Here is a 25,399-nt window from a genome sequence, read left to right as displayed (position 1 = left end):
TTGGACTTTGGACAAAAAGAAGTTTGTTCGCGAGTCACACTCGCGAACAAAAAACTAGTCATCAGAAATTACCCCAGTTATTTTACAAACTGAGTCAGACTGAGTTAAACGCCTAAAGCCTAAGAAAATTTATGCGGCTTTGACTTTAGCGAGTGTTGATTTTGACTTCTTCTTGACAACAGGATGCTTAGTTCGTTGTGTTTGAACTTGACCTTGAACTCGACCGATGGAATTTCCTCTGGTTTTGGGAGAACGAGCGGGTGTACCAATCTCTGAAATAATTCTCTGAAAATCGCGTTGCACTACACTTGGAGTGGCAATTTTATCATTGTTTTGTTCTAAATAACGCTCCCATGGCCTGGGTAAGTGTGTTGCTAACTCCCTTGCCGCCCACAACTGTACGTAAGCTAGGATTACTAAATGTATCCAATTTTCCTCATGCAAAACATCTGGAGTTTGAAACTGCGTCATCAACAAACGCTGCTTGCTAAATCGCAGCATGTGTTCAATATCAAACCTTTGTCTATAGCAATGGTTTGCAACCGTAGGTGAGATTTCTCCACGTTGCTCACCTATGACAATTAACCACATTGGTTTCCAGAGAGATTGATTAGTATCATCAGTCACATGAATTCTGAGCAGAGTAAAAGGATGACAATACATTTTTTGGTGCTTGGTTCCCCTCATCAACATTTGATGCCAAGCGAGTATGGTGATGTTTAAAAGACGACCCTTACAGGTTGTCTGCTGAATTTGTGTTGTCTCGTCGGGAGAGTGCCAAGTTTCAACATCAGCTAAATTAAACCGTTCACCGTATTTTTTTGGACAACCACGTTTTTTCTTTGACTCATCAACGGGTGGAGATTGGTAGAAAATTCGATTACTACGAACTCTGGCTATCACTACCACATTTTTGTGTTTGGATTGGTCAAACAGAAATGAACGCTGACTATAGGCGCTATCTGCTACTAAGACGCACAATTTTTCCTGCCAGGGCAGTGATGAATCAGACATTACTGAGGAAATTTGTTCACTACCCACATCAACACCAGTTTTATCAAGTGATACCCTTTCTCCTGATATTGGTATTGACCAAGGGGCGGCATTCCCAGTTTCTTTCTCTGGTAAGATAGAAAGTATCGAATAAGAATGACCAATATTAATCGGTTTGTTACCCTTGATAGTATTTGGCTGGTAAATATACCCACGTTCAGCTAAAGTCCTCGCGTAAGGACGCGGATGCGGTGTTGTATCAAGAGCGAATAAGTAAAAAGGGCGTTGTTGTGGTTGCTTAATTAACTCAGATACCACCCTAATTAAGTTATTGGGTTTTTCTTGTTCTTCTTGTTCTTCTTCTTCATTGTTCTTCTCCTGAATATTTGTATTAAATGATTTTTGAATTGCTTTATAAATAGAATTATAGCTTCTGGGAAACAAAGGACTTAAAGATAACTCCGCAATTGAATTGGCTCCCGTATTACCCGCAAGCGCATCCAACAAATCCATACAGGCGTCGCTACATGAAGAAAAACAGTTGTAAATTTTTTGTCTAAAATCTTGAAATTGCGCTATTAATTGATTGTTATTAAATTTTGGCATAGCCATCAGTATTTACCCAAAGATACTTTGTAGTTGATATTACTATTTGTTGGGGGTCTGATGGCTATGCTTTTTTCTGCTCGTCACTATAAACAAGATTAATCATTCATTTATTCGCGAGTCACACTCGCGAATAAACTTCTTTTTGTCCAAAGTCCAAGAATAAGTAAAGTGTTTTTTTACTCTAATTATAGAGAAAATATTCAGTAAAAACCCATTTGTGACAGTTAGGGTGCGGAATGTGGGTTGAAAGATTCCATATGAACGAAGGACACGCCAGTTTGCTGCTTTTAGAGTTGCTAAAAGAACGAAACGGGATAAATACAGAAACATGGGATTTTAGTAGCATCAGAAATCAATGCGTTTTTACTACTCATACCCCTGTTCCAGCAGGACACGACCAGTTTGACTACGGCTTAGTGCAGTATAGTTTGGGACACATAGTGCCGTTTGATGTACTGCAAATGTTGGGGGGACGCGATCGCCTAAACATGACTATGCTAGGACTAAACTTGAGCCACTATGTCAACGGTGTTGCCAAGCGACATGAGGAAGTTTCGCAAGAAATGTTCCCCGGCTATCCCATCCACCACATTACAAATGGTGTTCACTCATTGACGTGGACTTGTGACAGCTTTAGAACCCTCTACGAGAGATATATTCCTGGTTGGAGTAACGATCCCTCAATGCTAAGGCACGCCATCAGTATTCCCCAACAGGAGATTTGGTCAGCCCATTTAGCGGCTAAAATTCGTCTTTTAACTTACATTCAGGAAAAAACCGATTTTTCGCTATCTGCGGAGACTCTGACGATTGGCTTTGCTCGCAGAGCTACTCTTTACAAGCGGGCAGATTTAATTTTTTCAGATATCGATCAACTTTTGGAAATTGCCAAACAGGTTGGTTCTTTACAGTTTGTTTTTGCTGGTAAGGCGCACCCTAAAGATTACGCTGGCAAAGAGTTAATTCGACGGATATTTGAAATTTCCCACCAATTACAGAAGCAGATACCTATAGTTTTTTTGGAAAATTACGACATGGAGCTATCCAAGCTGATTGTATCTGGCGTGGATCTATGGCTCAACACGCCACAGCGACCTTTAGAAGCTTCTGGAACATCGGGTATGAAAGCAGCACATAACGGTGTTCCCAGTTTCAGCATACTCGATGGTTGGGGACTTCCAAGGAATAAATTACTCAGAAAAAATCATAAGTTGACATCTAAAAGATAATGATAATCATTATGAGGGGGTAAGTGGTGGTTGCCGTCGGCAACCACCACTTACCCCCTCAAACACGAGAGCGAAAACTCTGCACTCTGTAAATAATGTCAGGTGCATGGTCATAATTAATATTGATGATTTTATAGTAAAAACATTTTAGAACTGGTGATAAAAATTAAGTGCTGGCACAACAAATATCAACAAACCACTTGCCTAAATTGGGAAATTTTTCATGTTTTGAGTTAGTGAGACGCTCTATTTGTTTTTCGACAGCAGACATAGCATCTTTGGTAAGCGTAACCCCAGTTTCATAGGTTTGAGTCACTAATTTAACCACAGGATGTTTACCTTTCCAGGTCATATTTTTAGCAAAGTTTAAAGCTGTTTCAACTTCGTCCAAAATACTGCCATTCCAAGAATTTTCTAATATACCCCATACTCGCTCAATTGGATTATATTTGCTGTGGTAGGGTGGATAGTAGGCTAAACGTATATTAAGTTGGTTAGATTCTGACTTTTCACGGGATGTGGAAAAGGGGATTGGTTCGCGATAGCTGGTCGCGAACCAATCCTCTGGACTTAAGATAATTTGCGTCCTCTAATATTAAGGTGCTTGTAGTATCGTATTTTGGGGTGCAAATGAAACTATTAGAAGCAAACCCGTACCGCGATTGTGATTTTGGTGACAAACGTCTGACCGACAGAGCAGTGTTAATTGCGGAGGCTTTAAAAGTAAAATATGGTCATCCTCTATCAGAAATATTTCAAAGCGCTAGTGACCTCAAACGTGGCTACGAATTCTTTTCTAACCCCAAAACAACTTTTGAGAAATTGACCCAACCATCTTTTAAACAGACGGCACAAGAGATTTATGGCATACCAATAGTATTAGCGGTAGGAGATACTACTTATCTGGATTATAAAAAAATATTAGAAAAAAGAGATGATTATGGGCCTACGGGCAATGGTGGGAACGGACTAATTTTACATAGTTCTTTAGCACTAGACCCAGACTTTGGTCAGCCACTAGGACTATTATGGGAGAAATTGTGGCATCGACAGCACAAAGCATCTCCACCACCAGAGGAAACATCTACGGCAAAAAAAGCGATTAAAAAAAGAACGTTTAATCGCCAAGAATAGAGCTTTTAAAGAGAAAGAATCTTATCGATGGGTTGAAGTTTTTCAGAAAGTAAACAAATTATTTAAAGGTTTAGAAATGCCTGATGGGGGACTACTCTCAAGAGTAATTCATGTCTTTGACAAATGAAGGAGATATTGCAGAAGTATTCGCACTTCAACGTAAAAATAAAAATACAGGTGTAGTTGTCAGAGCCGCTCACAATCGTTGTTTAGAAGGAGAAAACTCTTATCTATGGGAGTATGTAACATCCCAGAAAGTGCAGTTTATAAAAGAGATTGAATTACCTGAAACTAAAAAGCGAAAAGAAAGAACTGCCACCTTGGAGATCAGGTATTGTCCAGTATCAATAAATCCTCCTTCTCGGTTAAAAAAGTCAGGCAATTTTAACGTTTACGCGCTCTTTGCAACAGAAATTAATGTGCCAGATGGATGTGAGCCAATTACGTGGATGCTACTGACAAGCGAGTTAATAACAACACAGACAGAAGCATCTCAAATTCTTCGATGGTATACGTATCGCTGGCGGATAGAAGAATATCACAAAATACTAAAATCTGGCTGTAAAGCGGAAAGTTACCGCTTGGCAGGGGAGAGTATGTCAACAATGTTAGGTTTTTTAACAGTGATTGCGGCACAATTACTGCGAATGACTTATCTACACCGGAATTCCCCGCACAGTTCAGCAGAATTGGTGTTAACAAAAATACAAATGGACGTGCTACTTGCTAGTACTCCACCCAAACAAAAAAAGCAGATACAGCTTACAGTTGACTGGGCAATTAGAGCAATTGCACGTCTCGGCGGATACTTAGAACATAGGAAGAATAGCCCTATTGGGATACAAGTTTTGTGGCGAGGCTGGTTGGAATTAGAAACTTTATGCCAAGGTTGGTTGCTACATGAAAATCTAAAATCAATATATTGATTTTAGTTACTCGCCTTTGTTAGGAGGAATATGGTTCGCGACAACAAGTCGCGAATCTAGGAGTTAATTTGATGTCGAAAGACCGAAAAACCATAGCCCAAGAGGATTTACACAAGCGTATAGATTTTGTGATCTCGATGAAGGAGCGTCTGGAACTTGAAGTAGCTGCCATACACGACTCAACGCCTGTTGCGCCACCTAGTTGTAGAATCGCTCGTTACCTAGCAAAGGGGCGTAAAGAATTTTATTGGTACTATAAACTACATGCTACAACACCAATATTTACGACTCGAAATGATGGCAAGCTATCCAAGTACAAGCATTTAGGTAAGGCTGGTAGTCAAGCCTACATAGATGCCATTGAACAAATTACTGCAAGGACTAAAATTGAAGCTTTAGATCGTTCAATTGAGACTCTCAAACAGGGTTTAAAAGATTTAGTCGAAGAAACTTCCAAATATAATAAAGAATAACAAGTGGTTCGCGATAGATTATCGCGAACTACTCTTTCTTTTCCACATCCCGTGAAAAGTCAGCACAGAACATGACCCATTAAAAAGAGTAAATTCTAGTTGATAAATGTCAACATATTAAAGGATGAAAAGAAAAATATTTATTAAAAAAACTAAAAAGTTGTTGAAAATTTCATCTGAATTTATCAGTTGAAATCGTTTTTTCATGGACAAATTTCTTAAAACTTGTCTATCTCCAACGTTGGATGATAATTATTTGTCAAAAAATGATGCTTCGACACAAGTTCTCTATTTAAATAACAGAATTTTCTCTGATTTTTTTTCAAAATGAGAATTGCTGTGCAATTATACAGTAAAAAAATTCCCAAGCAAGGACGTATCATCTTGGCAGGCGACCATACGGCATGGTCAAGGCCAGATGCGGGTACTTTAAAAGAAAGAACCTACGAGCATTATACGACTGGTGGAAGAGGTGGTCGTCCTATAACTGTGGGATACGGATACAGTACAATAGCTTGGATACCAGAAACCGAAGGCAGTTGGGCGTTACCACTCAGACATGAACGAATAACCAGTTGGGAAAATCCCATAGACAAAGCTGTATGGCAGTTAAAACAGGTGTGTAAAGACTTACCATCACGACCAATCACACTATGGGATATCGAGTATGGATGTGCGCCCTTTGTCATCAAAACGGCCGAAATTAAGGCAGATAAACTGATGCGGTTGCGTTCCAACCTATGTTTATGGGGAGAACCACCACAATATTCGGGACGGGGGAAACCAAGAGTACACGGTGACAAATTTAAGCTCAACGATGACAGTACCTGGGCTGACCCAGAACAAACCATTGAACAAGAAGATACCAAACTGGGTAGGGTAAGGATACGCCTGTGGACAAAAAAGCATTTTCGTCTTTCTCCACACCATCCGATGTCAATTATACTGGTGGAAAGGCTACAACAGGATGGCTCACTACGAGTCAACAAACCAATGTGGTTGGCTTTTGTCGGTGAAGAAATGCCGCTTTTATCGGGAAAGGCAGAGGGCAGGAGGCAGAAGGCAGAAGGGAATTCTGGTTCCTGTCCTCTGCCCGTGACGCCTTGGGAACAAGGGTTTAAGACCCCCACTGAACTCTTGTTCAGTGGCTCCAAGTCAGGAGGGGCTTGAATCCCCTTCTGACTTGATCCTTCTGACTTGAAAATGTTCCTTCGATGAGTATCTATATAGATCCGTCTCACATCACATTTTCATTCATGGTGATGAAATTTTTTCATTGGGACTGCCCTCTGCCCTCTGCCTTCTGCCTTCTTCAACCCTGGGGCATCTGGTGAACCAAAGCCAGCAACCGATTCTGCTCCCGAAAATACTTCTAGCCAACACAACCCAGCCTCAGCAACGATTACGGTTACTGCTATTGAAATAACAGAGTTGACCCAGGAAGAACAAAGCTTACGCCTGCATTTAGAACACCGTGTGGAGAGAGCATTTTTGGAGGCGGGTCAAGCGCTGATAGAGTTGAGGGACAGACGGCTGTACATTAGTACAAGTTGGGATTAAACAAATTGTTCGCGTTGGAACTTAAACAACTACATCTTCAACAGAGCGACGAGCACTAGCTAATCCTTGCAGAGTGGAATAGCCAAGGCGGAAAGCAAAAGTTGGCTTCCAAATAGAATCACCAATCAGTTTTGCTAAAAAGTTTGCAGTGCGCGGAGCTTTGCCTAATTGTCGTTCTCGGTCAACCATTTCTGGCAGTTGATTAATTGGTTGCGCTGCTAACTCCTGCTGAGTTACCAAAAGGTGCATTCGCTGCCAGAGTTGTCCTGCTCGTAAGGATTGAGGCTGGTCGTACAAATCACGTACCGCAATTAGACCGAAAACAGGAGTGCTGGCTAGTGTAGTTTTTGTCGCGTTCACCCAAGCTTGGTGGGCTGTCTGTTGTGAAATAGGTGGAGAAATTTTGGCAACTGCTCGTACCGTTGCGGGTATACCAGATGCATCAATATGAACACCGCTTCGATGTTTTTGAAGTTCCTGCCAATTAGAGCGAAACCATTTGTCACTATCATGGATCATGTTAGAATCAGCAACGATTGCCTCTGTTGCTTGTAGGGTTCCTTCAGCAAAGGTTTGGCGCTCTGGCTCTTTTGTAAACAGAAACACTTTCAAATCAGGATCGTCCTTGGCAAGTGCTTGCAATATTTTCAACGTTTTTGGTTCGACTAAACGTTTGAAGTCGTAGGTTGCACGGTTGGTGTGACGATCTGGGATAGCGTTATACAAATCTGTTGTAAAAACTTGGCCGGATGACAGTTTAAGTGTGGCAACAAGTAGAGGTTTCGGATTTGGAAGTAGACCTGTTAATATGCCTGGTGCAAGCGTTAGCTGATACTTGTATCCCTTGGCTTGAGCAGTCAAAATCATATTTTCAATAGCACAACCTAGACCGATATACATTTCCCGCAAATAGGGGTCCATTGACCCCAAGTGACGTTGAGTATCTGCATACAATTTCACTTGCGATTCCGTAACCTGGAATAACCAGGGTTGAGTGTTGTGAGGACTTGCTGCTAAAATCGCGGCTCGAACCAGTGCCAACGCTCCGGACGGCTCATCAGTGCGCCAAGTTTGCCAGGGTTCATACGCAGGTCCAATACCTGTGCTGAAAACCCCTTGATCGTATGCCCGCCAAACAGTACCAGAGACCAAAACTGTTACAGTACTGGCAGACATGAGTTTAAGGAAAGTTCTTTTCTTCACAAAACTGTCTCCTTTGCTGAACTTATTGTTGGAGTAGAAGGTGTCGTAGCAGGGAAAAACTCAGCTAGCGTAGCATCACTCAAGTAAGGGCGCATGACCTCGATAATCAAGTTAACTGCTTCTTGAACGTTTTTCGGATTGATTGCGTCTTCCTCAAGGTCAAGGAAGGAAAGCCAGTAATCGCTGATTAACCAAATAATTTTGGTAATTGAGGTTAGCGTTGTTGCAATACTTGTCGGTTAAGGGGAAAAGGGGAAGGGGAAAGGGGGAAAGAAAAAACCTTTAACCTTTACCCTTTAACCTTTTCCCCAAATCCAATGCCGAGTTAAAAATGCTTAACCGAGCAGTATTGAGCGTTGTTGGATCGCTTGGCGATCGCAACACACCAGTTTCGACCAGTTTCCGGTAATAACTCATAATCTCGGACTAATCGCCGACACCCCATCAGCTTTCCCGTAAGTGCGCTCTACCACTCAACGTTTTTTAAGTAGCAGAAAGCCCTTGGTTTGCTCAGGCCGCAGCACCACCTGGACAATCCAACAGCACTCATTCCATCGCCCCTTGAACATCTGGCCATTAAAGCCGCCATCCACCCAGATAGTTGTCAAACGAAATACTTGCTCACCAGAGGTTTTGGTTCTGGAATCATGTCACTCAGAAATTCATATTGGGGGAGGGTCAGATTGCTGGGGTATGCTTTACTCATCTTGCTCTGTGGGTGCTGTCTACTATCTATTCACACCATATACCCAGAGAGCTTTTTACCATTTCTCTGACTTTTCAAACAGTTTCTAAGATGATGCGAATAATTTCCTGCTTGTTTTTAAAGTGGTAGTAGAGGTTTTCGGGACTAATTCCCATCGAATCGGCAATATGATTGGTAGAGATAGTCTGTGTGCCGTGTTGGTTAAACAACTCAATGGCTGTCTCAATAATTCGGGATTTGGTATCCCTAGTGTTCATGGCTGCAAATGTTTATTTAGAGTATTTACTCTAGATTTTAAAGCAAATACTCTAATTGTCAAGTTCATAGAAGTCGTCTTTTGGATGGCTATTACTGAATCGGTGTTTTAGGGATGGCAACGTCAACCACTGCCAACATTTGAGTCCCCAGTTATTCCCTTTCACAGCAATAGCTGCCACAATGACAGTTGAATCGGAAGTTTTAGTGAAAGGTAATTGCCAAGAACTCGTTTTGTTATGTTGTAGATATGTTGTACTCATAAACCACGGGTTATTTTGAACTTTTAGCAGGTGTTACGGTTGTAGATATGTTGTATTCATAAACTACGGGTTATTTTGAACTTTTAGCAGGTATTACGATTGACTTAAATTTTGGGTTTTTAAGTAAACTACGGTATGCAGTCGGTATCGGCAGCCATAAGCCAATCTTCTATAGTGGCAGACATCCCTCGCTTCAGTAATTGGACTTTGGACAAAAAGGGAAGTTAGCGGATAATTTGACTTTGTTGGCGAATTCATGTAGATCGCAATTTCTGGGATGAGGGGCTACGACATCTCAAGGGTTTGAGGATAGCGATCGCAATTCGCCAACAGAGTCCGGTCGTCTGTAAGGTCTAATTCTCCTAACTTTTCCCCAACAAATATTTTTAATGTTTCTAACCTTTTCGCTACCCATCCTTGGACATGGTTTAAACGATGATCGGCTTGTGAAAGTATGTGAGTTAACCAAATTATTGCCACGCTCCCTAGGCTCTCACCTTCCCAATTTCCATGTGTAGGAAAATGCTTATTAATGAGCTGCTTTACACCCATACGCTCTAATTGTGTCAGCAGTACAGGTATATCATCTACTCGTTCGTTTGTAATTATAGGTTCTGTATGCATAAACCCGAACATATACCTACTCTGTCCTTTCGGGAATATGTCGTTAGGTATACTTTTAACTGCTTATTTTCCCTAACTCATAAAAAAATGGGCGAACCGGGAGTAATTATAGGTTCTGTATGCATAAACCCGAACATATACCTACTCTGTCCTTTCGGGAATATGTCGTTAGGTATACTTTTAACTGCTTATTTTCCCTAACTCATAAAAAAATGGGCGAACCGGGAGTGATTCCAAACGAGTGGAGCCAAATCAATCGGGCAGACCCAATCACCAGTATCAGCAGACATCCACTCTTGAACCGAAGCAATCTCTTGCCTTAATTGAGCAGCAGCTTCATCTAGCTTTTTGAAGACCTTAATACCTCGCAGACCGACTTCGGAATTAGTAACTTTTACAAGGTCTGATTCAATTTCAGAAACTTCAGCTTTTAGCACGTCTGCCCATTTAGGTGCGGCAGACTTTGTACTTTTCTTTAGTTGAATACGAAAGCGAATGCGGGTTTTATTTAACTGTGAGAAATTGTGGCGTTCGACTACTGCATCAGTTAGGAAATTTGCAACGATAGTGTTGTCGATTGCTTGTACCATGATTATTCACCTCAATCATTATTTTTCACTCTCGATTAAGCGAAGCTTTCTTTGCGAGTATTTCTCAACTTGTGAATGTCTGTACTAGCTCTGTAGATTACTTTTGCAGAGCTATTTTGTAGCCGAATATGTCTTTTAATGACTGGTGGTTTATGTATCGACATAACTCAAAATAGTTGAAGTTGCTGTGAATTATCCTGTACCGCAGGTTTTTCATAAACCATACCTTCGACCTCATAACAGCGAGTCATGAGTTTGTTTCGATTTAGTCGGAAGCTGGCTTTTTTCCTTTGATTTGGCAGAGGTACAAATAAATACTGTGGATGTTGTATAGTACCTTCATCACCCAAATATCGGGAAAGCGTACCGTTTATTTGGTAAACTTTTGATGAGCTTAATAGAGCCACGGCAGAATTCCTTTAGATTGCAATAATTTCTCAATGTCGAACTCCTCAGAAAACTGCTGTAAGTTTTCGATATTAGGGTGAACGATTGTAGTTGTCATTTCTTGTTATTGGTCGATAGGTAGACAGCATTATTAGCTGTAGACAAGGCTTAAGCAACTTCTAATTACAGTTGCCTAAACCCTGTTTACAACGAGTTAAAAGGCAATCTCATTCGCAGCTTTTGCCACAGCAATTGCCTGTTTACTGATTTCGCGCCAGTCCGTTTCTTCACCATAAGATGCTTTGATTAATTCCGACTCTACCCATACCCGACAGAACAACACATTTTCATCTGTCGTCCCCGCCTGTGGTTGTAGTGTGATGGGGGAATATAATTATTGTTGTGGGGTCAAAGTTGCGATCGCAGCTAATACAGATTTAGCAAAGTGAGTATCATGCCCACTTTCTAATATATAAGGTCTGTCTGCAAGAATAGTAATCAGCAACTTGTAAACTTCTTTACCTCTGCGCTCACACTTCTCAAATTTGAGTTCTTTGAGATATCCAGTTAAGGCAGTTTGGGTAATCGCATTTGCTTCACTGTTATTTAAGGTATACCACAGTGAACCATTGTGACGATTGCAGTAGATTTTGCTACTGCCAGCTTCAGAGTGCAATCCCAGTTTCGGTTTATTGATTGAAGCGATTAACTGCTTGAGTAGTTCCTCTTGACGCATCAAAGCAGCAAGTAATTCGGCATTTTCTTGAGGGTTCATTTGTTTGTACCAAAAGCATTTTCACTTTTGCATTGGCGCAGCCGTTTAATTGTGATATATGAAGCGTAAAGCCAATAAAACAGCGCTCTTGATTTCACAAAAGCGCTTTTAACTAATAATTATTTGTAGTTACAGGTTATTCGTGTGAATTAAATCTTGCTAACAACTCTTCACGGGATAAACTAGACAATTCCAGTAAAAATCTTGCAAAGTCATCTGGTGCTAACTGCAACAAAGTATTAACTACTCTTGAGAGTTCTTCATCCACAGAACCAAATCTGAATCTCAACAAGTTTTCTACCACTTGACGACGTTCAAGTTGTACTCCTTGCTCTACTCCCTCTTGTACCGCTTGCGCTCTTGCTTCTTGATAAGCTTCTGTTAAATTCATAATTAACTCCTGGTCATCTTCAGTTAAATCTGTTTGTGTCATTACACTGATACGCCACCTGTAAACCATTTCAAGAACATTACGGCGGACAAGATTCTCTGGTGGAAGGGCAACCAGTTCACTTACTGCTTGGATTTGTACTTTTCCCCGACCCAACAGCCTAAACCACAGCGTGTCTGGAGTTCGCGGTAGCTTGTTAATCGCTACTATTGCTGCTCTTACTCCTTCAGGCAGAAAGTACACCCCGCTCATCCAATTGTCTAAGTCTAGTTTAGCTTCAAAAGCCTTGAGCAGAGCTTTGGAAGCACTGGGAGAAATAATCCACAGTTGTGCTAGCTCGTTCTCCGCTATTGTTGTGTCTTCCCTGTTGGCAAAACGTTGCGCGTCTGCAATCACAGTAAATAATTTTTGTAGACAGTTACGTACTTCTGTTTTACTTGGTTGATTGCGAAATGGTTCTAGTAAAGTGGTATTTAATACCGCTATTCTACCCAATAATCCTAAAGTTTCTGCATTAGTAGCGGATGTTGGTGTTGACGAAAATAACACATCAACAAATCTTGTTTCATCAGTTACTTCCCTGTTAGTTTTTACTTCCCCAAAGGGAGCTAGTAATTCTTCTAGAAACTGTTTGGCAAATTTATCATGAGGTTGTTGGATCATGTTACCTTGAATAATCGTGTTGTATCATACTGCTATAACTGAATAGAATTTGGTACAAAAGCGATCGCCCTGCCTTGTCAGCAATCGCCTTTTCCCTTTAACTACGCCGCTACCAACTCCCGTTCTACCACTGGCTGATATTCCCGTAGCCGCTCCCATTCCTGTGGCGTGAGTTCGTCAAACGGCTTATCCAGCAGTTCTGAACGAGATGGTTGCGTCAGTTCTACCATCGACAATATCCACACCGCATCAAGGGCAGAATCACACGGAACCTTTTGCTGATGCACTGAACTTGCTCGAATAACCCACCATCTGCTATTAGTACAGCCTACTTCACCAAGCTTTTGATCCTGGTTGTAGATACCATCGTTTAGGATTTCAAACCCGTACTTTTCGCATTCATCAGCAATCTGTACCATGATTTCGTTCCCCGTTGTAACGACTGGGGTTTCTTCTTCTTGTATGGGCAGTGTTCCGCGCTGGTAATGCCATGTGATGTAGCTATAGCATCTTTTAAAAGTGTTCGCGCGATGGCTCTCCTCTAAAAGTGTTCGCGCGATGGCTCTCCTCACCATTGACCATCACTATCCAAGGTTGCGTTAGGTCATCGTCGTGGGTAATGCTAGCTATGAGCTTTTGACCTGCATAGAATTCGTGATCTTCAAACGAAATCTCTACTGATCTCAATTCTTCAACTGGTTTAACGCAAGAGGTTACAGTTGTTGTTGTTTGTGGCATAATAGTTATCTCCGTAATAGGAATAAAGGCGATCGCAGAAGTTGTCCAGACCGTTGCGATCGCCTTTTGATTTACATGAACAACGTTGTGCTTGCACAACGCTCACTCTCTTATTGGCGAAGCCTCATAAAGTAATTCCAAGGCAAAGCGTATCAGCTGATGTCAAAACATCAGACAGCACAAAGCTGTAGAGAAGATATTGGGATGTTACCGTGTCCTCTGTACAGCCACGTAGTAACAATTGAAAAGGCGATTGAGGAGTTCACAATCGCCTTTATTCTGCAAAGATTGAAGTTTTTTTCAACCAGTTTTTAGACGTGGTAGGTCATCGGAATCATCTCGCGGCGGCTTGACCATTACAAGTTTAAGGCTTCCGGCTGCTAGTCCCGGCGGCTGGTTATTGTGGTTTCGTATCGTTAACTCGATTTGTAAGGGTTGAATTTTAAGCGCTTCTTTATTTTTCAAAAGAGGCATCGCGCTCGTCTCCTCTCTTATGATTATTATCTTACTACGCCCACCAGTGATTGTCAAGCAGTTTTAACTGGTGAGCGTAGTATATAATTCTCTTAGCTGTTGTAATCTATGTTCCAAATAAGTGAAGTGATATCCCCATCTAAAGCAGCACAAAGTTTCTCTAGAATTTCTGTACTAACAGTCATCTGAGTTGGTTTTTTTGGTTTGTTAATAAAGACGTGAGGAGTCTCTAGCTGCTGAATATAAGCCACAGAAACTCCCACAGCATCAGATAGCTTTTGTCTACTGTATCCAGCTTTCTCTCTAAGCTCCCTGAGTTTTTGGGCATTTTCTTCATTCCACCTAAACGCAGCGATGGGCGTTACATCTACTGTGATATTCATTTTTACTTTAATTTTATTTTCACTGCGCTCGCCAGTTGACATGATAATATTATTAATATACTGGTGTCAACCATAAGGCTACACCAAGCAAAGGTGAAAGCGATCGCCCGCCCAGAAGCAATGCGATCGTTTAGCTCAATTCATTTATTCACGACAAAGTGAACTAATTTTGAACTCCCTATTGATTAGCTCTTTGTTCACTAGCTCGATCAACTCGCTGCCACAGTTCACGGTCTTCTCGATAAATAGCCAACGCTGCAATCGCATCTTTTGCATCAATATCTTTTCCTTGAGCCACTAGTGAGATCAGAAAATCTATTGCTTTATCTTGTCGCAACATGCCTATTGCTAGTAACAATGTGCGACGAAGTTCTACGTTTCTTGTTTGCCCCCAGCAATTTCTGAGAAGATCAAATGCTTTCTCTAATCGTGATTCACCCAACGTCAATGCTGCTAACTCACAAATTTGCTCCTTTGGGTCAAAAAGAAAACCAGCAACCATTGTAAGTGAATCAGTTGGAGCTAGTTGTAACAAAGCACTGAAGCACTCCGAAATCACCTGTGGTGCTTGATCGCCTATGCGAGTTTTCAAACGAAGCAAAGGTACACCTTGAGGATTTCCTGTGTAGGCGATCGCCTTTGCAGCAGCAGTTCTTGCTTCTGGTTTGGGGTCAGCTAGTAGATCAGCTAATTCGTTCATTACGTCTGAGTAGTTCATTCTCACCAGACCTAAAGCACATATACCCCGAAGATGGGCAGCAGTATCTTCAACTCCTCCCCATACTGGCTCCATCTGAATATGTCGAATCCCTTGCAGAAAAAGGTTTTCATCGCTGTATTCTAAGTGATACAGTGTTTGTGCTATCTCTTTCTTGGCAAGACAATTTTGGTCTACTTGTGCGGGTTTGACCATCATTCGAGCAAAAGCTTCTACAAGATCGCCAACCAACTCAGTAATAGTAGATTTGCCTACTATCTTGGCTGCTTGGGCAACAGCTATAGAATATTTACTCTTAAGACCTTGGCGTAAAATTATGATCCCTGACTCACTTGTGGGATGCTCTCGAATTTGGGCAAGAATAGATAAAGTTTCTTCTAGTTTTCGTGATCTTGGCATATATCATCCCACAACCAGGCGCTCTGTTTTGGACTTAAAGCACTTACCAGTAGTAAAATGCAACAACTATTAAATATGTCTGGTTTGTTACCTGAATCTATTAGTGCTTAGTCTCATTTGACATTAAAAGCTTACTATTAAAGCAGCGATCCGGTCGTACTCTTGCTGCACTACTGAAACAGGCAATCGATTTAATCGGCTCTCTAACACCAAGGGAATTCCCTTTGGAAAATTAGTAATCTGAGATAACCACCAAGTATTGGCCGTAATCCGCGAATGTATATCTTGCCGTCCATCATTGTCTGAAATGTGAATTTCTAAAAGTTTCTCTGGTGGAAGTCCCAACCATTCATTCAACAGTATTTCGGTTTTGTCACGCCAAATGTTGAGATGGGCCAAGTCCACAACTATCTTGACCTGGGGAACATCTTGGCAAAATTGAGCAAGTTCTGAAGCATTATCCAAAAGGTTCTCAACAGTGCTATTTGTGAGTGTAGGATACATTGTTTCTACACCCAAAACAATACCTCGCGTTAGACAAACCCGATGAAGACGATGAATATTTTCTACAAATGTTGTGTATGCTAAAACGCGTTCAGTGGTTTTACAAAAGTTTCCTCCATGTACTGAATAAGCGGTAACACCTATACTAGCTAGATAATCTGCCAATCGTTCAAAATATTTCCAATCTTGAGGTTGAGCTAGATTGAAAGGATAGTGGCGTGCGCTGCAAACAAAAGCATGATGCGCTCGATAGAGCATTCCCTGTTGTCTAAAATCCTCTACTGCTTGCGCTGAATCAGTATCAGGTCGAGGCCCAATTGCTAGCTCAACATACCGGATTCCTGCATTCCAAAATATTGTTAATGCTTCACGGGTTGAAACTCCACCATAGGCTGACAAGCTCAAATACAATTGCATCAGTCTTCCTCTATGGTTGAATAATTAAAAATAGCTCTTCTAGGTTTAAGTGCGAATATTTTGAGGGAGTAACCCACTAATGTGCTGATTTCAGCCGCTAATTGCTGTTTTTGTGACTCTGGATATTCCATATCTCTAAGTAAATATTTTACGTCACCATAAATGTAGTCCTCAATTTGCCCTTTTATAGAAGTTTCACTACACTCGTTGACGTTATATATGCGTTTTAATGGTATTTCATTGATCGAATGCTCAACTGAACCTAATTTTAGAGACAGAGTATAGCTATACCCGATAAAGTTACGTTCGTCATCATAACCATTCAGGTCTTCGTGAGTTTGGTAGTTGCTCAAACCTATCGGTAGTTTGAGCATCGCCAATAACCAAGTAGTTGGATCTTCTGCAATACTAAATTCAGATTGGCGCGTGTACCAATTATTACTTTTAGTCTGTTTTAACTCTTGCGCAAATGTTCTTAGTCTTGGTGTTGACAACAAGCAACGAACATCATGTGCCAAAGCATCAGTAATTCGTTTGAGTTCTATTGCTTGTGCTTCTACTAAGCTCTGTTCTGCGTCACGAATTGCTTGCATTCGTGTAATGACCAACTCTTGCAAAGAAGCAATTTGTGGATCGAATTGGCTGGAATGATCTTGTACTAATTCTTCATACAAAGAAAATAGGGAATTAGAATCTGCCATAGCATTCCTCAATTTGGAAGTACAAAATATTAATAACTATTGCAGTTTGAAGCTGTTGAACCTGGTTGATAGTTCTTTTGTACTAATATACCACTAACTCTTTCAATCGATGCTTCAACGCAAAATTATTTTTTATTCAGCAGTTGCTAGGAGGATTTTGATGCCCAACTGGAGTGGGATTGAAGCTAGTTTTTAGCCACAGGCGAGATGGACACCAGAACAGCAGCTAGAACTGATTGACTGGCATCCGATGTTTACAGGTAGATGCCCCCGGTGTAGTGCTGAATTTGACCGGGACTGGTCAGCACGGGTGCATTGGGACTAATAGCTGTTGCACTCAGAATTTATCGGGGGAAGCTTATGAACAACCAACCGAATCACAAAAACCTTAGCCCACAAGAAACGCCATGTCCGATCTGCGGCTCACAAAATTTTGTTTGGGGTCGTACCGTTGGAGAATCAGTAAGCCAGTGGGTGTATTTCCGTGCGGATGAGGCTGGATGGGGAGGAGGCGAAAAGCTGCGGGCGCGTAAATGTAGAGATTGTAACAATGTTCAACTGTTTTCGTATGATTAGCTGATGAGTAGCCACCAGTGAATAAATTGTAGGCAAATACTTAACATTACCTACCCATCAGAGGAGAAATATTACGCTATATTTTACCTTCTTCCCCAGTCCGAACCCAGTAATCAATTTTGGCGGAGCAGACTAATAGTGTAGTTAAGTAGCATTTTGGGCATACTCAAGTACAAAATTATACCTTTTGCAACTTTGATAACATCCTTTAAGTAATAGTTAATTAGAATTAGACAGTTTATTTTTTGAGAAATTTACGGTAGTTTGTCTTTAGTGAAAGTAAACACTACCTAATATCAAAATCAAATTAATTATGCTTAGATTACGGGCTGTATGGTTCACTCCGGTAGCTGCCGCGCTTTTGAGTTTTGGACTAGGTACAAAAAAAGTGATGGCGCAGATACAATATCCATTTTCAGCTATCTACAATTCAGAAACTACTCTTGAACCGATCGCAGGAAACATTTTAAAAATAACCAATATAGGTGAAAGTGCTAATGCGCCATACGGTCTAACTAGACTTGTAAATATCAGCTATGGCAATCTCGACAATAATACAGGTGTGATTACAATTGAGCCAGATCCAGCAACGTTTGGGTTAGACGACTTACCACTTGGTAACATTACAATTTTTGGTCAAGGAGAAGATAAGCTATTCGGAACCACCAGAGGTACTGCTACCCTTGACTTTCAAAATTTTGTGGGCACGGTTTCTAATACTATAAGTATTACTGGTGGATCGGGTAAATTCGACGGCGCGATTGGCACACTTCTGTTGTCCGAAAATCTTACACTCAACCCAGATCCAAATGCTCCTGTAAGAGGTCTACCTCTAATCTCAGGTTCTTTTCAAACGTTTCAAACAGTTCTAGAACCGAGAAATACCACGGCGATATTTAGCATCGGCTTGATTGGAGTAGGTTTTCTGCTACGCCGACATAGAACATCGACTTAGAGTTATTGGTTAATCAACATTTAAACGATCGCCTTGATGTCATCAAGTTAAAGGCTGGACTGGTAATGTTGCATCAATCTCAATCAAAGTAACTTTGGCATTTTCGACTACTGTATTTCCCATTAACGTGTCCTGCATAGCTTCAAATTTAGACTCTGCTATCCCAATCCGTTCATAATGTAAAATCACATGATAATGCTTTTGTATTACTTCTCCTGACTCAGAACGCTCTACTGCAAGCCAATCCTTATTTTGACCCTCTTCGGCAATCTGACGATATTTACTCGCTAACTGCTCTAATGCAATAGCTATAGCGTGTTCTCTGGTTTGCCCACAGCAACGAATTTGATCTCTTGGCTGGTCAACAGATGACAACAGTTCACAAACATACTGTCCATTATCGTCAGCCTGTACGTTAATTGTAATTGTTCCGGTGATTGAAGTCATGCTCAAGTTACATTAACACTGTATTGTTTTGCCATGTAAATATGTTGCTAAGTTAGGGCGATAAATTATTTTAACTGTAGAACCATATTCAATTGATAAAATGTCTAAAATTAGTTCCAAGACATCAAAGCGTAAATCTCTCAAACAACGACACAGATTTTTCCTAAATCCTTATATAGACTGTGCTTTCACTAAATGCCCAAAGTGTGAAACAAAAACGAAGATTCGCAAATTCCCTTTAGTGATTCATATCCAACCACAACAGCTATTTTTACTCAATAAACAGTGTAAATATTGCCCAAGCTGCGACTTAATTATTGCTAAAAAACAGGAAATTGAGCCATTGATGACTGCTACTTTTGTCCAAACAAATCCTCAAATTTTAGGTAATAACTATGTAGTTATGGGAACAGTTGATAAAAAAGATTGGAAGGAAGGCGACAAAAATTTGCTTTCCCCATCGGAAATGATTGGACGCATATACGTCTTCAAAGATGTTTGGAATTTTGAAGTCATTCCGGCAGGTTGGTATCCTAATGAAGGAAAACAATAACACTAAACTTTTTTCCCTATTCAAGTCTAGCAACGAATCTTGACCCAAGATTGACCACCAACTCCCTACCCATGACTCCGATAGCCCACATCAGCAGCACTTTCGGCAGTAAGAGAGAAAATAATTGGCTACGCTTTGCTTTAAGAGCGATGTCTACGACGGGCTGTCCGGTGTCGCTACTTTCTCATCCCCAAATTTCCTTACTCAGCACCCCATTACCAGCAACCATGTTCTGTGATCCACTAAGGAAAAAGCTCAAAGTCGCGGATGATGTCTGTAATACACTCGCTTGTACTGACTTTTAACCTTTGTAATGCCAACTTCAAGATTATTCCTTTTTTGCGTAAAGTACGAAAATTGAGGTGAATAGTACTATATAACAGTATTTACTATGGATAAACCGGGGACAACGCTAATTGTCTCTTATATAATTTACTTCTATCAAAAACTGCTCTAGCTTCCGTCTAGGGCAGTTTTTGATTGCACGGTAGAAACCAGATTCACAACTGCATCTAATGGTGAAGCATATAACAGTATAGAACTTACGCACTTAACTTGATATTGAAACTAAGAATGAAAAATAAGATAACGCCCTATGCTCAATTACAAAATTTCCAAAAAATGGTTAATTTTGGTGACACTAGCTTTGATATCTGCATTTTTGCTGGCGATCGCTTCTTCTGCCTCAAGTATTTATTTATATGGCAGCAGTACTAATAATATCAAGGCAGATGCAGCAATTGTTTTAGGAGCGGCAGTTTGGGGAGAAAAACCATCTCCTGTTTTCAGAGAGCGAATTAACCACGCCATCAACTTATATAAAAATGGATCTGTTAAAGCAATCATTTTTACCCCTGACTGTCTTATTGGTATATAACCAACCTTTTGATGCACCTTCTATCAATTTTCTCATAAAATTTTGAACAACAAGATACATCATTGATTATTGTTACTAATTCGAGTAAAGCCAATCAAACACATTTTCGTTAGTTAATACAAATGTACTACTAGCTAGCGATCGCACTATGCCAGTTGCGTAAGTCCTGGTCCTATAGGATTTAGAAAAATATTATACGGGAAGTTTCCGTATAATAAATAGTTAGGTAGAATATAGTAGCTGAAATCATGCTAGATATGGGAACTTTTTAAGTCCAGGGAAAACCTATGAGTGGATGTTGTGAATGAATATAGAAGCGAGAAGAGAGTTGCTCTCGTTACTGGTTCAACATCTGGGATCGGAATGGCGATCGCAGAGCGACTTGCTAAAGATGGATTTACTGTTGCTTTTCATTCCAAGTCTTCAGTGCTGCTTGGGCAATCATTAGCGGTAGCTCATTCCGGTGCATCTTACTTTCAAGCTGATCTGTCCGATCAAAGCCAAGCGCGTAATTTGATTGCTCAAGTTTTATCGCATCACGGGCGGTTAGATGTGTTGGTAAATAATGCAGGGATTAGCGCCACAATTCCACATACATCCCTCAAAGAAGCTACACCGGAAATCTGGCGATATCTGTATGAGGTCAATGTCATTGCACCTTGGACGCTCATCGCAGAGGCTGAAAATGCCCTACATCAGTCATCTAATCCTGAATGTCCTAGCTGCATTCTTAATATTAGTTCTCATGCTGGGATTCGCCCGAAAGGAGCCTCAATTCCATATTCTGCAAGTAAAGCTGCTCTAAACCACATGACAAAGCTGCTTGCATTGAGTCTTGCCCCTTTGATTCGTGTGAATGCGATCGCACCGGGTTTAGTTGAAACTCCGATGAGCAAAAATTGGACAGCAGCCAGAAAGCTGTGGGAGGAGCGATCACCAATGGGACGGGGAGCGCAACCAGAAGAGATCGCACAGGTCGCTTCGATGCTGGTTGCAAGTCACTATCTTACAGGCGAGATTGTGATTTCAGACGGAGGGCTAAATCTTACTTGATAATCTCCAAAATGACTTTTACTCATGCTCTGTTCCCAACTCCTTAATATCACTACGCCGGATTTCTATTGACCACTGGTATCCCCTAGCTGTCTAATTGGTATGTAAAGCAGGTAAGCTGAAAAAGGAATCTACCAGCAGCAAAAGAAGCGTGATAGTAAAGAAGCCACGTCATCGCCCACAACGAAGTTTTCCTGATGCCCAACGTATAATTGTGGAATGTGAGTTAGATAAATGTATCCATTGTGACAACAATTTAGTTAACCGCAGAGCCTGGCATATGCGTAAAACCGTTCAAACCATGAGTGGAGCAGTGTTTGTAGCAGGTAAAAGCAAAGAATGTAAGAATCGGCTCTGTACGCACTTTAATAAACACTACTATGCAAGTGGTGTATTGAAGTATAGCTTGCCCAGTAGTACTTATGGTTTAGATGTACTGGCATTTATAGGTTGGCAACATGAACATGAACATCAACAGTTAATTGAGATCAAAGAAAAGTTAAACCAGCGTGGGATCGAAATTAATGAGCGGAACGTAGGCAAGCTATACCGTCAATTTCTGGCACTGTTGGGTGGAACGATTGCACATACGCAGAAGAAATTAGCTGCCACAGCCCATGAACATGGCGGTTTGATTTGGGCAATTGATGCCTTACAGCCAGAGGGTCATGGGACGTTGCTGTATGTGTTATACGAGGTATTAAGTGGCACACCAGTCAGTGCAATTCAATTGAAACAAGCACAGACGCAACAATTAATTGAGTGGCTGCAACCATATCAGGATTTACCATACAAAGTACTGGCAACCCTATCAGATGGGGAATCGGCTATTATTCATGCCATAAATTCAAGGAAAGCCAGATGCACCACATCAACGTTGTCAGGCACACTTTCTCAACAATTTGAGTGATGCCGTGTTGGCATTAGATACAAAGCTCAGACAACAATTAAAGGCAGATTTAGATGGATTGCCAAAAGTGCCTGAGTACTCTGAAAGACTCCAAGACCCAAGTTCCAAACAACAACCAGACACTACCCCCCTTTTTCAGCAATCCCCTACTTTTCACGAGACGCAGAGTTAATGGCAGTGGAGTCCGAGATTCGAGCTGCTATTAGGGATTGTGTCAATCGCACCAGTCGCAAACCTTTTAGGTGGGGCGGGTTAAGCGGCTACCAGCAACTATCAGCAATAGGTTCGATACTACGTAGTTTACCATGCCGAGAGATTGACACAGATTATTTGTCTGTGTTGTCAGTATGGATTGACCATGCCTTAAGCAGTGCTGATGCTGTAGCGTCTGACTTGTCAGAGGCGCACAAATGGCTGCAACGAATTGCTGATTGTTTGCAATACCCTGAACACTCCAAAGGTAGTAAAGACGACGTAAATAAAGTTACAAATACTCCAACAATCTCCTTAACTAGTCTTCAAGTTCGGCGCGACATGGAAGAGTTATTACAACAATTTCAGCCTGACCCTCAACAACATCCGGCACAGTTTGCTCTCAAGAAAAAGTTACAACGTTTATGGGTTAAATACGGTGCTGACTTATTACACTGCTATGATATCCCTGGTTTACCAGCAGATAACCTGAAAATCGAGTCTTTGTTTAGCCATTTACGTCGTCACCAAAGGCGAATTAGTGGGCGCAAGTCCACTGCTGAATTGCGCGATTTTGGGCAATATCGAGTTCTTTTCTTGGGCGAAAGTGAAGAACAGTTACTTGCACAAATTCGGGAAGTTCCTGTACTGGAATACAACTCTCAACGTCGTAGATTAGCTTTTTCTAAAGCTCCTCGTCAACAAAAACATCGCCTTCATCGTCATCCCAGTAGTGCAATACAAGGTTTAGTCAATCAACATCAAGAACGTCTCTCTGCACTTGATTTTCAACCTCTAAATACCAATTAGACAGCTAGGGCTAACAGTTTGTTTTAGTAGGAGAAACTCCTGTGGAACTGATTGAAAAGTTGAGTCAATTTGAAGTTCCTAACGTACATAAGTGGATTGACCGCGATCAACAATAGCTTAGTTATTTTTGGGCTAACGAGATTGCCAGTGTTCGGCCAATTCCTGCCGATGCACCTGCGATCGCAATGGTTTTATTAGGCAGGACTTACGCAACTGGCACAATGCGATCGCTAACAAATAGTACTAAAGTACTATAAAAATGCAGATGAAATGAACTAGAGTACAAATGTAAATTGTTCCTTTTCACACCAAATTTTTGGGCTGCTGCTCAGGCTACTGTAACGAATACTTTTGAATATGAAGTTTACTAAATTAGATTATTGCCAGTATCTACTTAGTAGCCAAATTAATTATACCATTACCAATTTGGCAGAGCATTTAGAGAGTATTAGCCATGATACAATTAACTATTATTTGAAAAGAGAAAAATTAACACCTCGTTTACTATGGGATAACGTGAAAGAGGTAGTTGAGCCTGATGACAATGGTTACATAATATTTGATGATAGCATTTTAGATAAAAGGTATTCTGAAGAAATAGAAATAGTCAGAAGACAATATAGTGGTAATGAGCATGGTGTCCTTAAAGGCATTGGCGTAGTTAGCTGCGTGTATGTCAACCCTACACTTCAAAGATTTTGGGTCATAGATTATCGAATTTTTAATCCTGATGTCGATGGCAAAACCAAGATAGACCATGTGAAAGACATGCTCCAAAGCCTTGTGTATCATAAGCTTTTACCATTTGATACTGTTTTGATGGATACATGGTATGCGGTACACAGTTTAATGCTATATATTGATAGCTTAGACAAAATTTATTATTGCCCTTTAAAAGACAATCGGTTAGTTGATGATACATTTGGTCAAGCAAAATATAAACGTATTGAATTATTAGAATGGAGTCAAGAAGAATTAGATTGTGGTAAGATAATCAAAATTAAAGGGTTCCCAGCTAATAAAAAAGTGAAACTATTCCGGGTTACTGTTTCTACCAACAGAACGGATTATGTCGCAACTAACGATTTATCTCAAAGTTCCACGGATGTTGTACAAGAGGTGTGTAAAATTCGTTGGAAAATCGAGGAGTTTCACAGAGAAATTAAACAATTAACTGGGATTGAATTTTGCCAATGTCGGAAAGCTAGGCTTCAAAGAAATCATATCGCTTGTGCAATGTTAGTTTGGGTTAGGTTAAAGAATTTAGCCTATACAACTGGTCAAACTATTTATCAAATCAAGCATAACTTGCTTTCTAATTATTTAATTCAGCAACTGAAACGCCCAAGTATTCTTATGTGCTTGGTTTGATTTAAATTGTCGCCTGTCAGGGCTGCGCCCTGCCCGCTATTTGTGCCAGTTGCGTAAGTCCTGTTAGGAAAGCTCATCATAGGTGTTTCCAGTCGCAACATCGCATCGCCCATCCTCATTACTGTGTGTGTCGGCGATCGCTTGCATGATTGCCTATTCTGGGATAGCTGTTTCTAAAGCTTTGAGTACTGTACCCGACTCAATTGCTGGTGATCTCAGTGAGAATTCTTTGAGTTGCATTCAACATCAGAACAACATGGTATCCGGGAAATCGTTTAGTTACAATAAAGCAAAAGCTGAAAACATCAAAATTAATCTCTCCAATTTTCATCAAATCAAACTTATTAGCGATAACGACCAACGCATCCTTTCAGTCTGCAAGCAAACAACAACTGCCTCTTAGCAATTAGTTAACAAGTACCTAAAAATAAAGATTTATATTTACCAATGACATTGGCTCAAAAGGCAACCCCCCTCTCTTGGTACTTCAGTGCGATGTTTGATTTTCCGATGCCATTTAATCACTAATTTGTCTTGGCA

At 40.8% G+C, this 25,399-nt stretch carries 32 protein-coding genes and 3 pseudogenes; 14 read left to right on the top strand and 21 right to left on the bottom strand.

Annotated elements, in window-relative coordinates; genetic code table 11:
- Nucleotides 1-129: 129 nt before the first annotated feature.
- Entirely contained in the window at nucleotides 130-1,605 is a 1,476-nt protein-coding gene (locus tag IQ276_RS38030; RefSeq protein WP_228043575.1) for an NF041680 family putative transposase, read from the bottom strand.
- 254 nt (nucleotides 1,606-1,859) lie between these two features.
- Here IQ276_RS38030 and glgP point away from each other — a divergent pair, with 254 nt between their 5' ends.
- Nucleotides 1,860-2,831 carry an alpha-glucan family phosphorylase gene (glgP, locus tag IQ276_RS38025; RefSeq protein WP_228043573.1) on the top strand — a complete coding sequence of 324 codons (972 nt, stop codon included), beginning with the start codon at nucleotides 1,860-1,862 and terminating at the stop codon, nucleotides 2,829-2,831.
- A gap of 166 nt (nucleotides 2,832-2,997) precedes the next feature.
- On the opposite strand, the pseudogene IQ276_RS38020 reads toward glgP, so the two are convergent.
- Nucleotides 2,998-3,342, bottom strand: a pseudogene (locus IQ276_RS38020) (ISAzo13-like element transposase-related protein); the annotation flags it as partial.
- A gap of 119 nt (nucleotides 3,343-3,461) precedes the next feature.
- On the opposite strand from IQ276_RS38020, the gene IQ276_RS41335 reads away from it, so the two are divergent.
- The 4 genes from IQ276_RS41335 (at nucleotide 3,462) to IQ276_RS38000 (ending at nucleotide 6,534) form a co-directional block, all read left to right on the top strand.
- Nucleotides 3,462-3,965 carry an IS4/Tn5 family transposase DNA-binding protein gene (locus IQ276_RS41335; protein ID WP_235116473.1) on the top strand — a complete coding sequence of 168 codons (504 nt, stop codon included), beginning with the start codon at nucleotides 3,462-3,464 and terminating at the stop codon, nucleotides 3,963-3,965.
- Between the two features lie 110 nt (nucleotides 3,966-4,075).
- The gene (locus IQ276_RS41330; protein ID WP_235116472.1) at nucleotides 4,076-4,891 is read left to right on the top strand and encodes an IS4 family transposase; all 816 of its coding nucleotides are present in this window, start codon (nucleotides 4,076-4,078) and stop codon (nucleotides 4,889-4,891) included.
- Between the two features lie 71 nt (nucleotides 4,892-4,962).
- A complete protein-coding gene (locus IQ276_RS38005; protein WP_193925513.1) occupies nucleotides 4,963-5,364 on the top strand; it encodes a hypothetical protein in 402 nt (133 codons plus the stop codon).
- Nucleotides 5,365-5,703: 339 nt separating this feature from the next.
- Nucleotides 5,704-6,534 carry a transposase gene (locus tag IQ276_RS38000; RefSeq protein ID WP_235116471.1) on the top strand — a complete coding sequence of 277 codons (831 nt, stop codon included), beginning with the start codon at nucleotides 5,704-5,706 and terminating at the stop codon, nucleotides 6,532-6,534.
- Nucleotides 6,535-6,945: 411 nt separating this feature from the next.
- Here IQ276_RS38000 and IQ276_RS37990 read toward each other — a convergent pair whose 3' ends face one another.
- The 18 genes and pseudogenes from IQ276_RS37990 to IQ276_RS37915 form a co-directional block, all read right to left on the bottom strand.
- Nucleotides 6,946-8,127, bottom strand: coding sequence for an Acg family FMN-binding oxidoreductase (locus IQ276_RS37990; protein WP_193916756.1), 1,182 nt, complete (start codon nucleotides 8,125-8,127; stop codon nucleotides 6,946-6,948).
- Nucleotides 8,124-8,336: a TetR/AcrR family transcriptional regulator gene (locus tag IQ276_RS41185; protein ID WP_373690642.1), complete on the bottom strand. Its 213-nt coding sequence runs from the start codon at nucleotides 8,334-8,336 to the stop codon at nucleotides 8,124-8,126. The genes IQ276_RS37990 and IQ276_RS41185 overlap by 4 nt, the downstream gene beginning before the upstream one ends.
- A gap of 73 nt (nucleotides 8,337-8,409) precedes the next feature.
- Nucleotides 8,410-8,544 carry a hypothetical protein gene (locus IQ276_RS40550; RefSeq protein WP_255264452.1) on the bottom strand — a complete coding sequence of 45 codons (135 nt, stop codon included), beginning with the start codon at nucleotides 8,542-8,544 and terminating at the stop codon, nucleotides 8,410-8,412.
- 363 nt (nucleotides 8,545-8,907) lie between these two features.
- Entirely contained in the window at nucleotides 8,908-9,090 is a 183-nt protein-coding gene (locus IQ276_RS37980; RefSeq protein WP_193925769.1) for a TetR/AcrR family transcriptional regulator, read from the bottom strand.
- A 51-nt stretch (nucleotides 9,091-9,141) separates the two neighbouring features.
- Complete coding sequence (locus IQ276_RS37975) at nucleotides 9,142-9,351, bottom strand: hypothetical protein (RefSeq protein WP_193925767.1); 210 nt, start codon at nucleotides 9,349-9,351, stop codon at nucleotides 9,142-9,144.
- A 315-nt stretch (nucleotides 9,352-9,666) separates the two neighbouring features.
- Nucleotides 9,667-9,975: pseudogene (locus tag IQ276_RS37970) on the bottom strand (IS1634 family transposase); the annotation flags it as partial.
- 230 nt (nucleotides 9,976-10,205) lie between these two features.
- Nucleotides 10,206-10,565 (bottom strand): annotated as a pseudogene (locus tag IQ276_RS37965) (hypothetical protein); the annotation flags it as partial.
- A 167-nt stretch (nucleotides 10,566-10,732) separates the two neighbouring features.
- Nucleotides 10,733-10,972, bottom strand: coding sequence for a hypothetical protein (locus tag IQ276_RS37960; RefSeq protein WP_193917202.1), 240 nt, complete (start codon nucleotides 10,970-10,972; stop codon nucleotides 10,733-10,735).
- Nucleotides 10,973-11,166: 194 nt separating this feature from the next.
- On the bottom strand, nucleotides 11,167-11,295 hold the full coding sequence (locus tag IQ276_RS40545) for a hypothetical protein (RefSeq protein ID WP_255264451.1): 129 nt from the start codon (nucleotides 11,293-11,295) through the stop codon (nucleotides 11,167-11,169).
- A gap of 51 nt (nucleotides 11,296-11,346) precedes the next feature.
- Nucleotides 11,347-11,727: a hypothetical protein gene (locus IQ276_RS37955; protein ID WP_228043070.1), complete on the bottom strand. Its 381-nt coding sequence runs from the start codon at nucleotides 11,725-11,727 to the stop codon at nucleotides 11,347-11,349.
- Nucleotides 11,728-11,863: 136 nt separating this feature from the next.
- Nucleotides 11,864-12,781, bottom strand: a complete 918-nt coding sequence (locus IQ276_RS37950) for an RpnC/YadD family protein (RefSeq protein WP_193917204.1) — start codon at nucleotides 12,779-12,781, stop codon at nucleotides 11,864-11,866.
- 101 nt (nucleotides 12,782-12,882) lie between these two features.
- Nucleotides 12,883-13,200: a hypothetical protein gene (locus IQ276_RS37945; RefSeq protein ID WP_193917205.1), complete on the bottom strand. Its 318-nt coding sequence runs from the start codon at nucleotides 13,198-13,200 to the stop codon at nucleotides 12,883-12,885.
- Between the two features lie 94 nt (nucleotides 13,201-13,294).
- The gene (locus IQ276_RS37940; RefSeq protein WP_193917207.1) at nucleotides 13,295-13,618 is read right to left on the bottom strand and encodes a hypothetical protein; all 324 of its coding nucleotides are present in this window, start codon (nucleotides 13,616-13,618) and stop codon (nucleotides 13,295-13,297) included.
- A gap of 201 nt (nucleotides 13,619-13,819) precedes the next feature.
- The gene (locus IQ276_RS37935) at nucleotides 13,820-13,993 is read right to left on the bottom strand and encodes a hypothetical protein (protein WP_193917209.1); all 174 of its coding nucleotides are present in this window, start codon (nucleotides 13,991-13,993) and stop codon (nucleotides 13,820-13,822) included.
- Between the two features lie 92 nt (nucleotides 13,994-14,085).
- A complete protein-coding gene (locus tag IQ276_RS37930) occupies nucleotides 14,086-14,376 on the bottom strand; it encodes a helix-turn-helix domain-containing protein (RefSeq protein ID WP_167315718.1) in 291 nt (96 codons plus the stop codon).
- A gap of 178 nt (nucleotides 14,377-14,554) precedes the next feature.
- The gene (locus tag IQ276_RS37925; RefSeq protein ID WP_193917211.1) at nucleotides 14,555-15,493 is read right to left on the bottom strand and encodes a HEAT repeat domain-containing protein; all 939 of its coding nucleotides are present in this window, start codon (nucleotides 15,491-15,493) and stop codon (nucleotides 14,555-14,557) included.
- Between the two features lie 123 nt (nucleotides 15,494-15,616).
- The gene (locus IQ276_RS37920; protein ID WP_193917213.1) at nucleotides 15,617-16,414 is read right to left on the bottom strand and encodes a TIM barrel protein; all 798 of its coding nucleotides are present in this window, start codon (nucleotides 16,412-16,414) and stop codon (nucleotides 15,617-15,619) included.
- Entirely contained in the window at nucleotides 16,414-17,115 is a 702-nt protein-coding gene (locus IQ276_RS37915) for a hypothetical protein (protein ID WP_193917215.1), read from the bottom strand. The genes IQ276_RS37920 and IQ276_RS37915 overlap by 1 nt, the downstream gene beginning before the upstream one ends.
- A gap of 889 nt (nucleotides 17,116-18,004) precedes the next feature.
- Between IQ276_RS37915 and IQ276_RS37910 the strand changes: the two genes are divergently transcribed.
- Nucleotides 18,005-18,646, top strand: a complete 642-nt coding sequence (locus IQ276_RS37910; protein ID WP_193917217.1) for a hypothetical protein — start codon at nucleotides 18,005-18,007, stop codon at nucleotides 18,644-18,646.
- Between the two features lie 42 nt (nucleotides 18,647-18,688).
- On the opposite strand, the gene IQ276_RS37905 is transcribed toward IQ276_RS37910, so the two are convergent.
- A complete protein-coding gene (locus tag IQ276_RS37905; RefSeq protein WP_193917219.1) occupies nucleotides 18,689-19,093 on the bottom strand; it encodes a hypothetical protein in 405 nt (134 codons plus the stop codon).
- Between the two features lie 241 nt (nucleotides 19,094-19,334).
- On the opposite strand from IQ276_RS37905, the gene IQ276_RS37900 reads away from it, so the two are divergent.
- The 8 genes from IQ276_RS37900 (at nucleotide 19,335) to IQ276_RS37865 (ending at nucleotide 25,262) form a co-directional block, all read left to right on the top strand.
- A complete protein-coding gene (locus tag IQ276_RS37900; protein ID WP_228043071.1) occupies nucleotides 19,335-19,646 on the top strand; it encodes a hypothetical protein in 312 nt (103 codons plus the stop codon).
- Between the two features lie 71 nt (nucleotides 19,647-19,717).
- Nucleotides 19,718-19,951 (top strand): hypothetical protein, encoded by a 234-nt coding sequence (locus IQ276_RS37895; protein ID WP_193917223.1) that lies wholly within the window; start codon nucleotides 19,718-19,720, stop codon nucleotides 19,949-19,951.
- Nucleotides 19,952-20,241: 290 nt separating this feature from the next.
- A complete protein-coding gene (locus tag IQ276_RS37890) occupies nucleotides 20,242-20,523 on the top strand; it encodes a hypothetical protein (RefSeq protein ID WP_309245652.1) in 282 nt (93 codons plus the stop codon).
- Between the two features lie 300 nt (nucleotides 20,524-20,823).
- Entirely contained in the window at nucleotides 20,824-21,576 is a 753-nt protein-coding gene (locus tag IQ276_RS37885; protein ID WP_193917229.1) for an SDR family NAD(P)-dependent oxidoreductase, read from the top strand.
- Between the two features lie 151 nt (nucleotides 21,577-21,727).
- Entirely contained in the window at nucleotides 21,728-22,486 is a 759-nt protein-coding gene (locus tag IQ276_RS37880) for a hypothetical protein (protein ID WP_193917225.1), read from the top strand.
- 171 nt (nucleotides 22,487-22,657) lie between these two features.
- Nucleotides 22,658-23,488, top strand: coding sequence for a hypothetical protein (locus IQ276_RS37875; RefSeq protein ID WP_193917227.1), 831 nt, complete (start codon nucleotides 22,658-22,660; stop codon nucleotides 23,486-23,488).
- A gap of 357 nt (nucleotides 23,489-23,845) precedes the next feature.
- Nucleotides 23,846-24,859 (top strand): IS701 family transposase, encoded by a 1,014-nt coding sequence (locus tag IQ276_RS37870; protein WP_193926053.1) that lies wholly within the window; start codon nucleotides 23,846-23,848, stop codon nucleotides 24,857-24,859.
- A gap of 82 nt (nucleotides 24,860-24,941) precedes the next feature.
- Entirely contained in the window at nucleotides 24,942-25,262 is a 321-nt protein-coding gene (locus IQ276_RS37865) for a hypothetical protein (RefSeq protein WP_193919397.1), read from the top strand.
- Nucleotides 25,263-25,399 lie beyond the last annotated feature (137 nt).

Origin of the sequence: Desmonostoc muscorum LEGE 12446, from assembly GCF_015207005.2 — a bacterium.
Lineage (GTDB): Bacteria > Cyanobacteriota > Cyanobacteriia > Cyanobacteriales > Nostocaceae > Nostoc > Nostoc muscorum.
Note: the sequence above shows the minus strand (reverse complement) of the source record. Positions and strands in the feature narration are given on the sequence as shown.

Excerpts from the sequence above, each read along its gene's own strand:
- IQ276_RS37935 (WP_193917209.1), bottom strand. The coding sequence starts at position 13,993 with ATGCCTCTTTTGAAAAATAAAGAAGCGCTTAAAATTCAACCCTTACAA.
- IQ276_RS38005 (WP_193925513.1), top strand. The coding sequence starts at position 4,963 with ATGTCGAAAGACCGAAAAACCATAGCCCAAGAGGATTTACACAAGCGT.
- IQ276_RS37890 (WP_309245652.1), top strand. The coding sequence starts at position 20,242 with ATGCTCAATTACAAAATTTCCAAAAAATGGTTAATTTTGGTGACACTA.
- IQ276_RS37955 (WP_228043070.1), bottom strand. The coding sequence starts at position 11,727 with ATGAACCCTCAAGAAAATGCCGAATTACTTGCTGCTTTGATGCGTCAA.
- IQ276_RS37930 (WP_167315718.1), bottom strand. The coding sequence starts at position 14,376 with ATGAATATCACAGTAGATGTAACGCCCATCGCTGCGTTTAGGTGGAAT.
- IQ276_RS37870 (WP_193926053.1), top strand. The coding sequence starts at position 23,846 with ATGAAGTTTACTAAATTAGATTATTGCCAGTATCTACTTAGTAGCCAA.
- IQ276_RS41330 (WP_235116472.1), top strand. The coding sequence starts at position 4,076 with ATGTCTTTGACAAATGAAGGAGATATTGCAGAAGTATTCGCACTTCAA.
- IQ276_RS37915 (WP_193917215.1), bottom strand. The coding sequence starts at position 17,115 with ATGGCAGATTCTAATTCCCTATTTTCTTTGTATGAAGAATTAGTACAA.
- IQ276_RS37920 (WP_193917213.1), bottom strand. The coding sequence starts at position 16,414 with ATGCAATTGTATTTGAGCTTGTCAGCCTATGGTGGAGTTTCAACCCGT.
- IQ276_RS40550 (WP_255264452.1), bottom strand. The coding sequence starts at position 8,544 with ATGAGTTATTACCGGAAACTGGTCGAAACTGGTGTGTTGCGATCGCCA.
- IQ276_RS37910 (WP_193917217.1), top strand. The coding sequence starts at position 18,005 with ATGCTTAGATTACGGGCTGTATGGTTCACTCCGGTAGCTGCCGCGCTT.
- glgP (WP_228043573.1), top strand. The coding sequence starts at position 1,860 with ATGAACGAAGGACACGCCAGTTTGCTGCTTTTAGAGTTGCTAAAAGAA.
- IQ276_RS37950 (WP_193917204.1), bottom strand. The coding sequence starts at position 12,781 with ATGATCCAACAACCTCATGATAAATTTGCCAAACAGTTTCTAGAAGAA.
- IQ276_RS37875 (WP_193917227.1), top strand. The coding sequence starts at position 22,658 with ATGGCAGTGGAGTCCGAGATTCGAGCTGCTATTAGGGATTGTGTCAAT.
- IQ276_RS37975 (WP_193925767.1), bottom strand. The coding sequence starts at position 9,351 with ATGAGTACAACATATCTACAACATAACAAAACGAGTTCTTGGCAATTA.
- IQ276_RS37905 (WP_193917219.1), bottom strand. The coding sequence starts at position 19,093 with ATGACTTCAATCACCGGAACAATTACAATTAACGTACAGGCTGACGAT.
- IQ276_RS37895 (WP_193917223.1), top strand. The coding sequence starts at position 19,718 with ATGACTCCGATAGCCCACATCAGCAGCACTTTCGGCAGTAAGAGAGAA.
- IQ276_RS37925 (WP_193917211.1), bottom strand. The coding sequence starts at position 15,493 with ATGCCAAGATCACGAAAACTAGAAGAAACTTTATCTATTCTTGCCCAA.
- IQ276_RS38030 (WP_228043575.1), bottom strand. The coding sequence starts at position 1,605 with ATGGCTATGCCAAAATTTAATAACAATCAATTAATAGCGCAATTTCAA.
- IQ276_RS41335 (WP_235116473.1), top strand. The coding sequence starts at position 3,462 with ATGAAACTATTAGAAGCAAACCCGTACCGCGATTGTGATTTTGGTGAC.
- IQ276_RS37945 (WP_193917205.1), bottom strand. The coding sequence starts at position 13,200 with ATGGTACAGATTGCTGATGAATGCGAAAAGTACGGGTTTGAAATCCTA.
- IQ276_RS37980 (WP_193925769.1), bottom strand. The coding sequence starts at position 9,090 with ATGAACACTAGGGATACCAAATCCCGAATTATTGAGACAGCCATTGAG.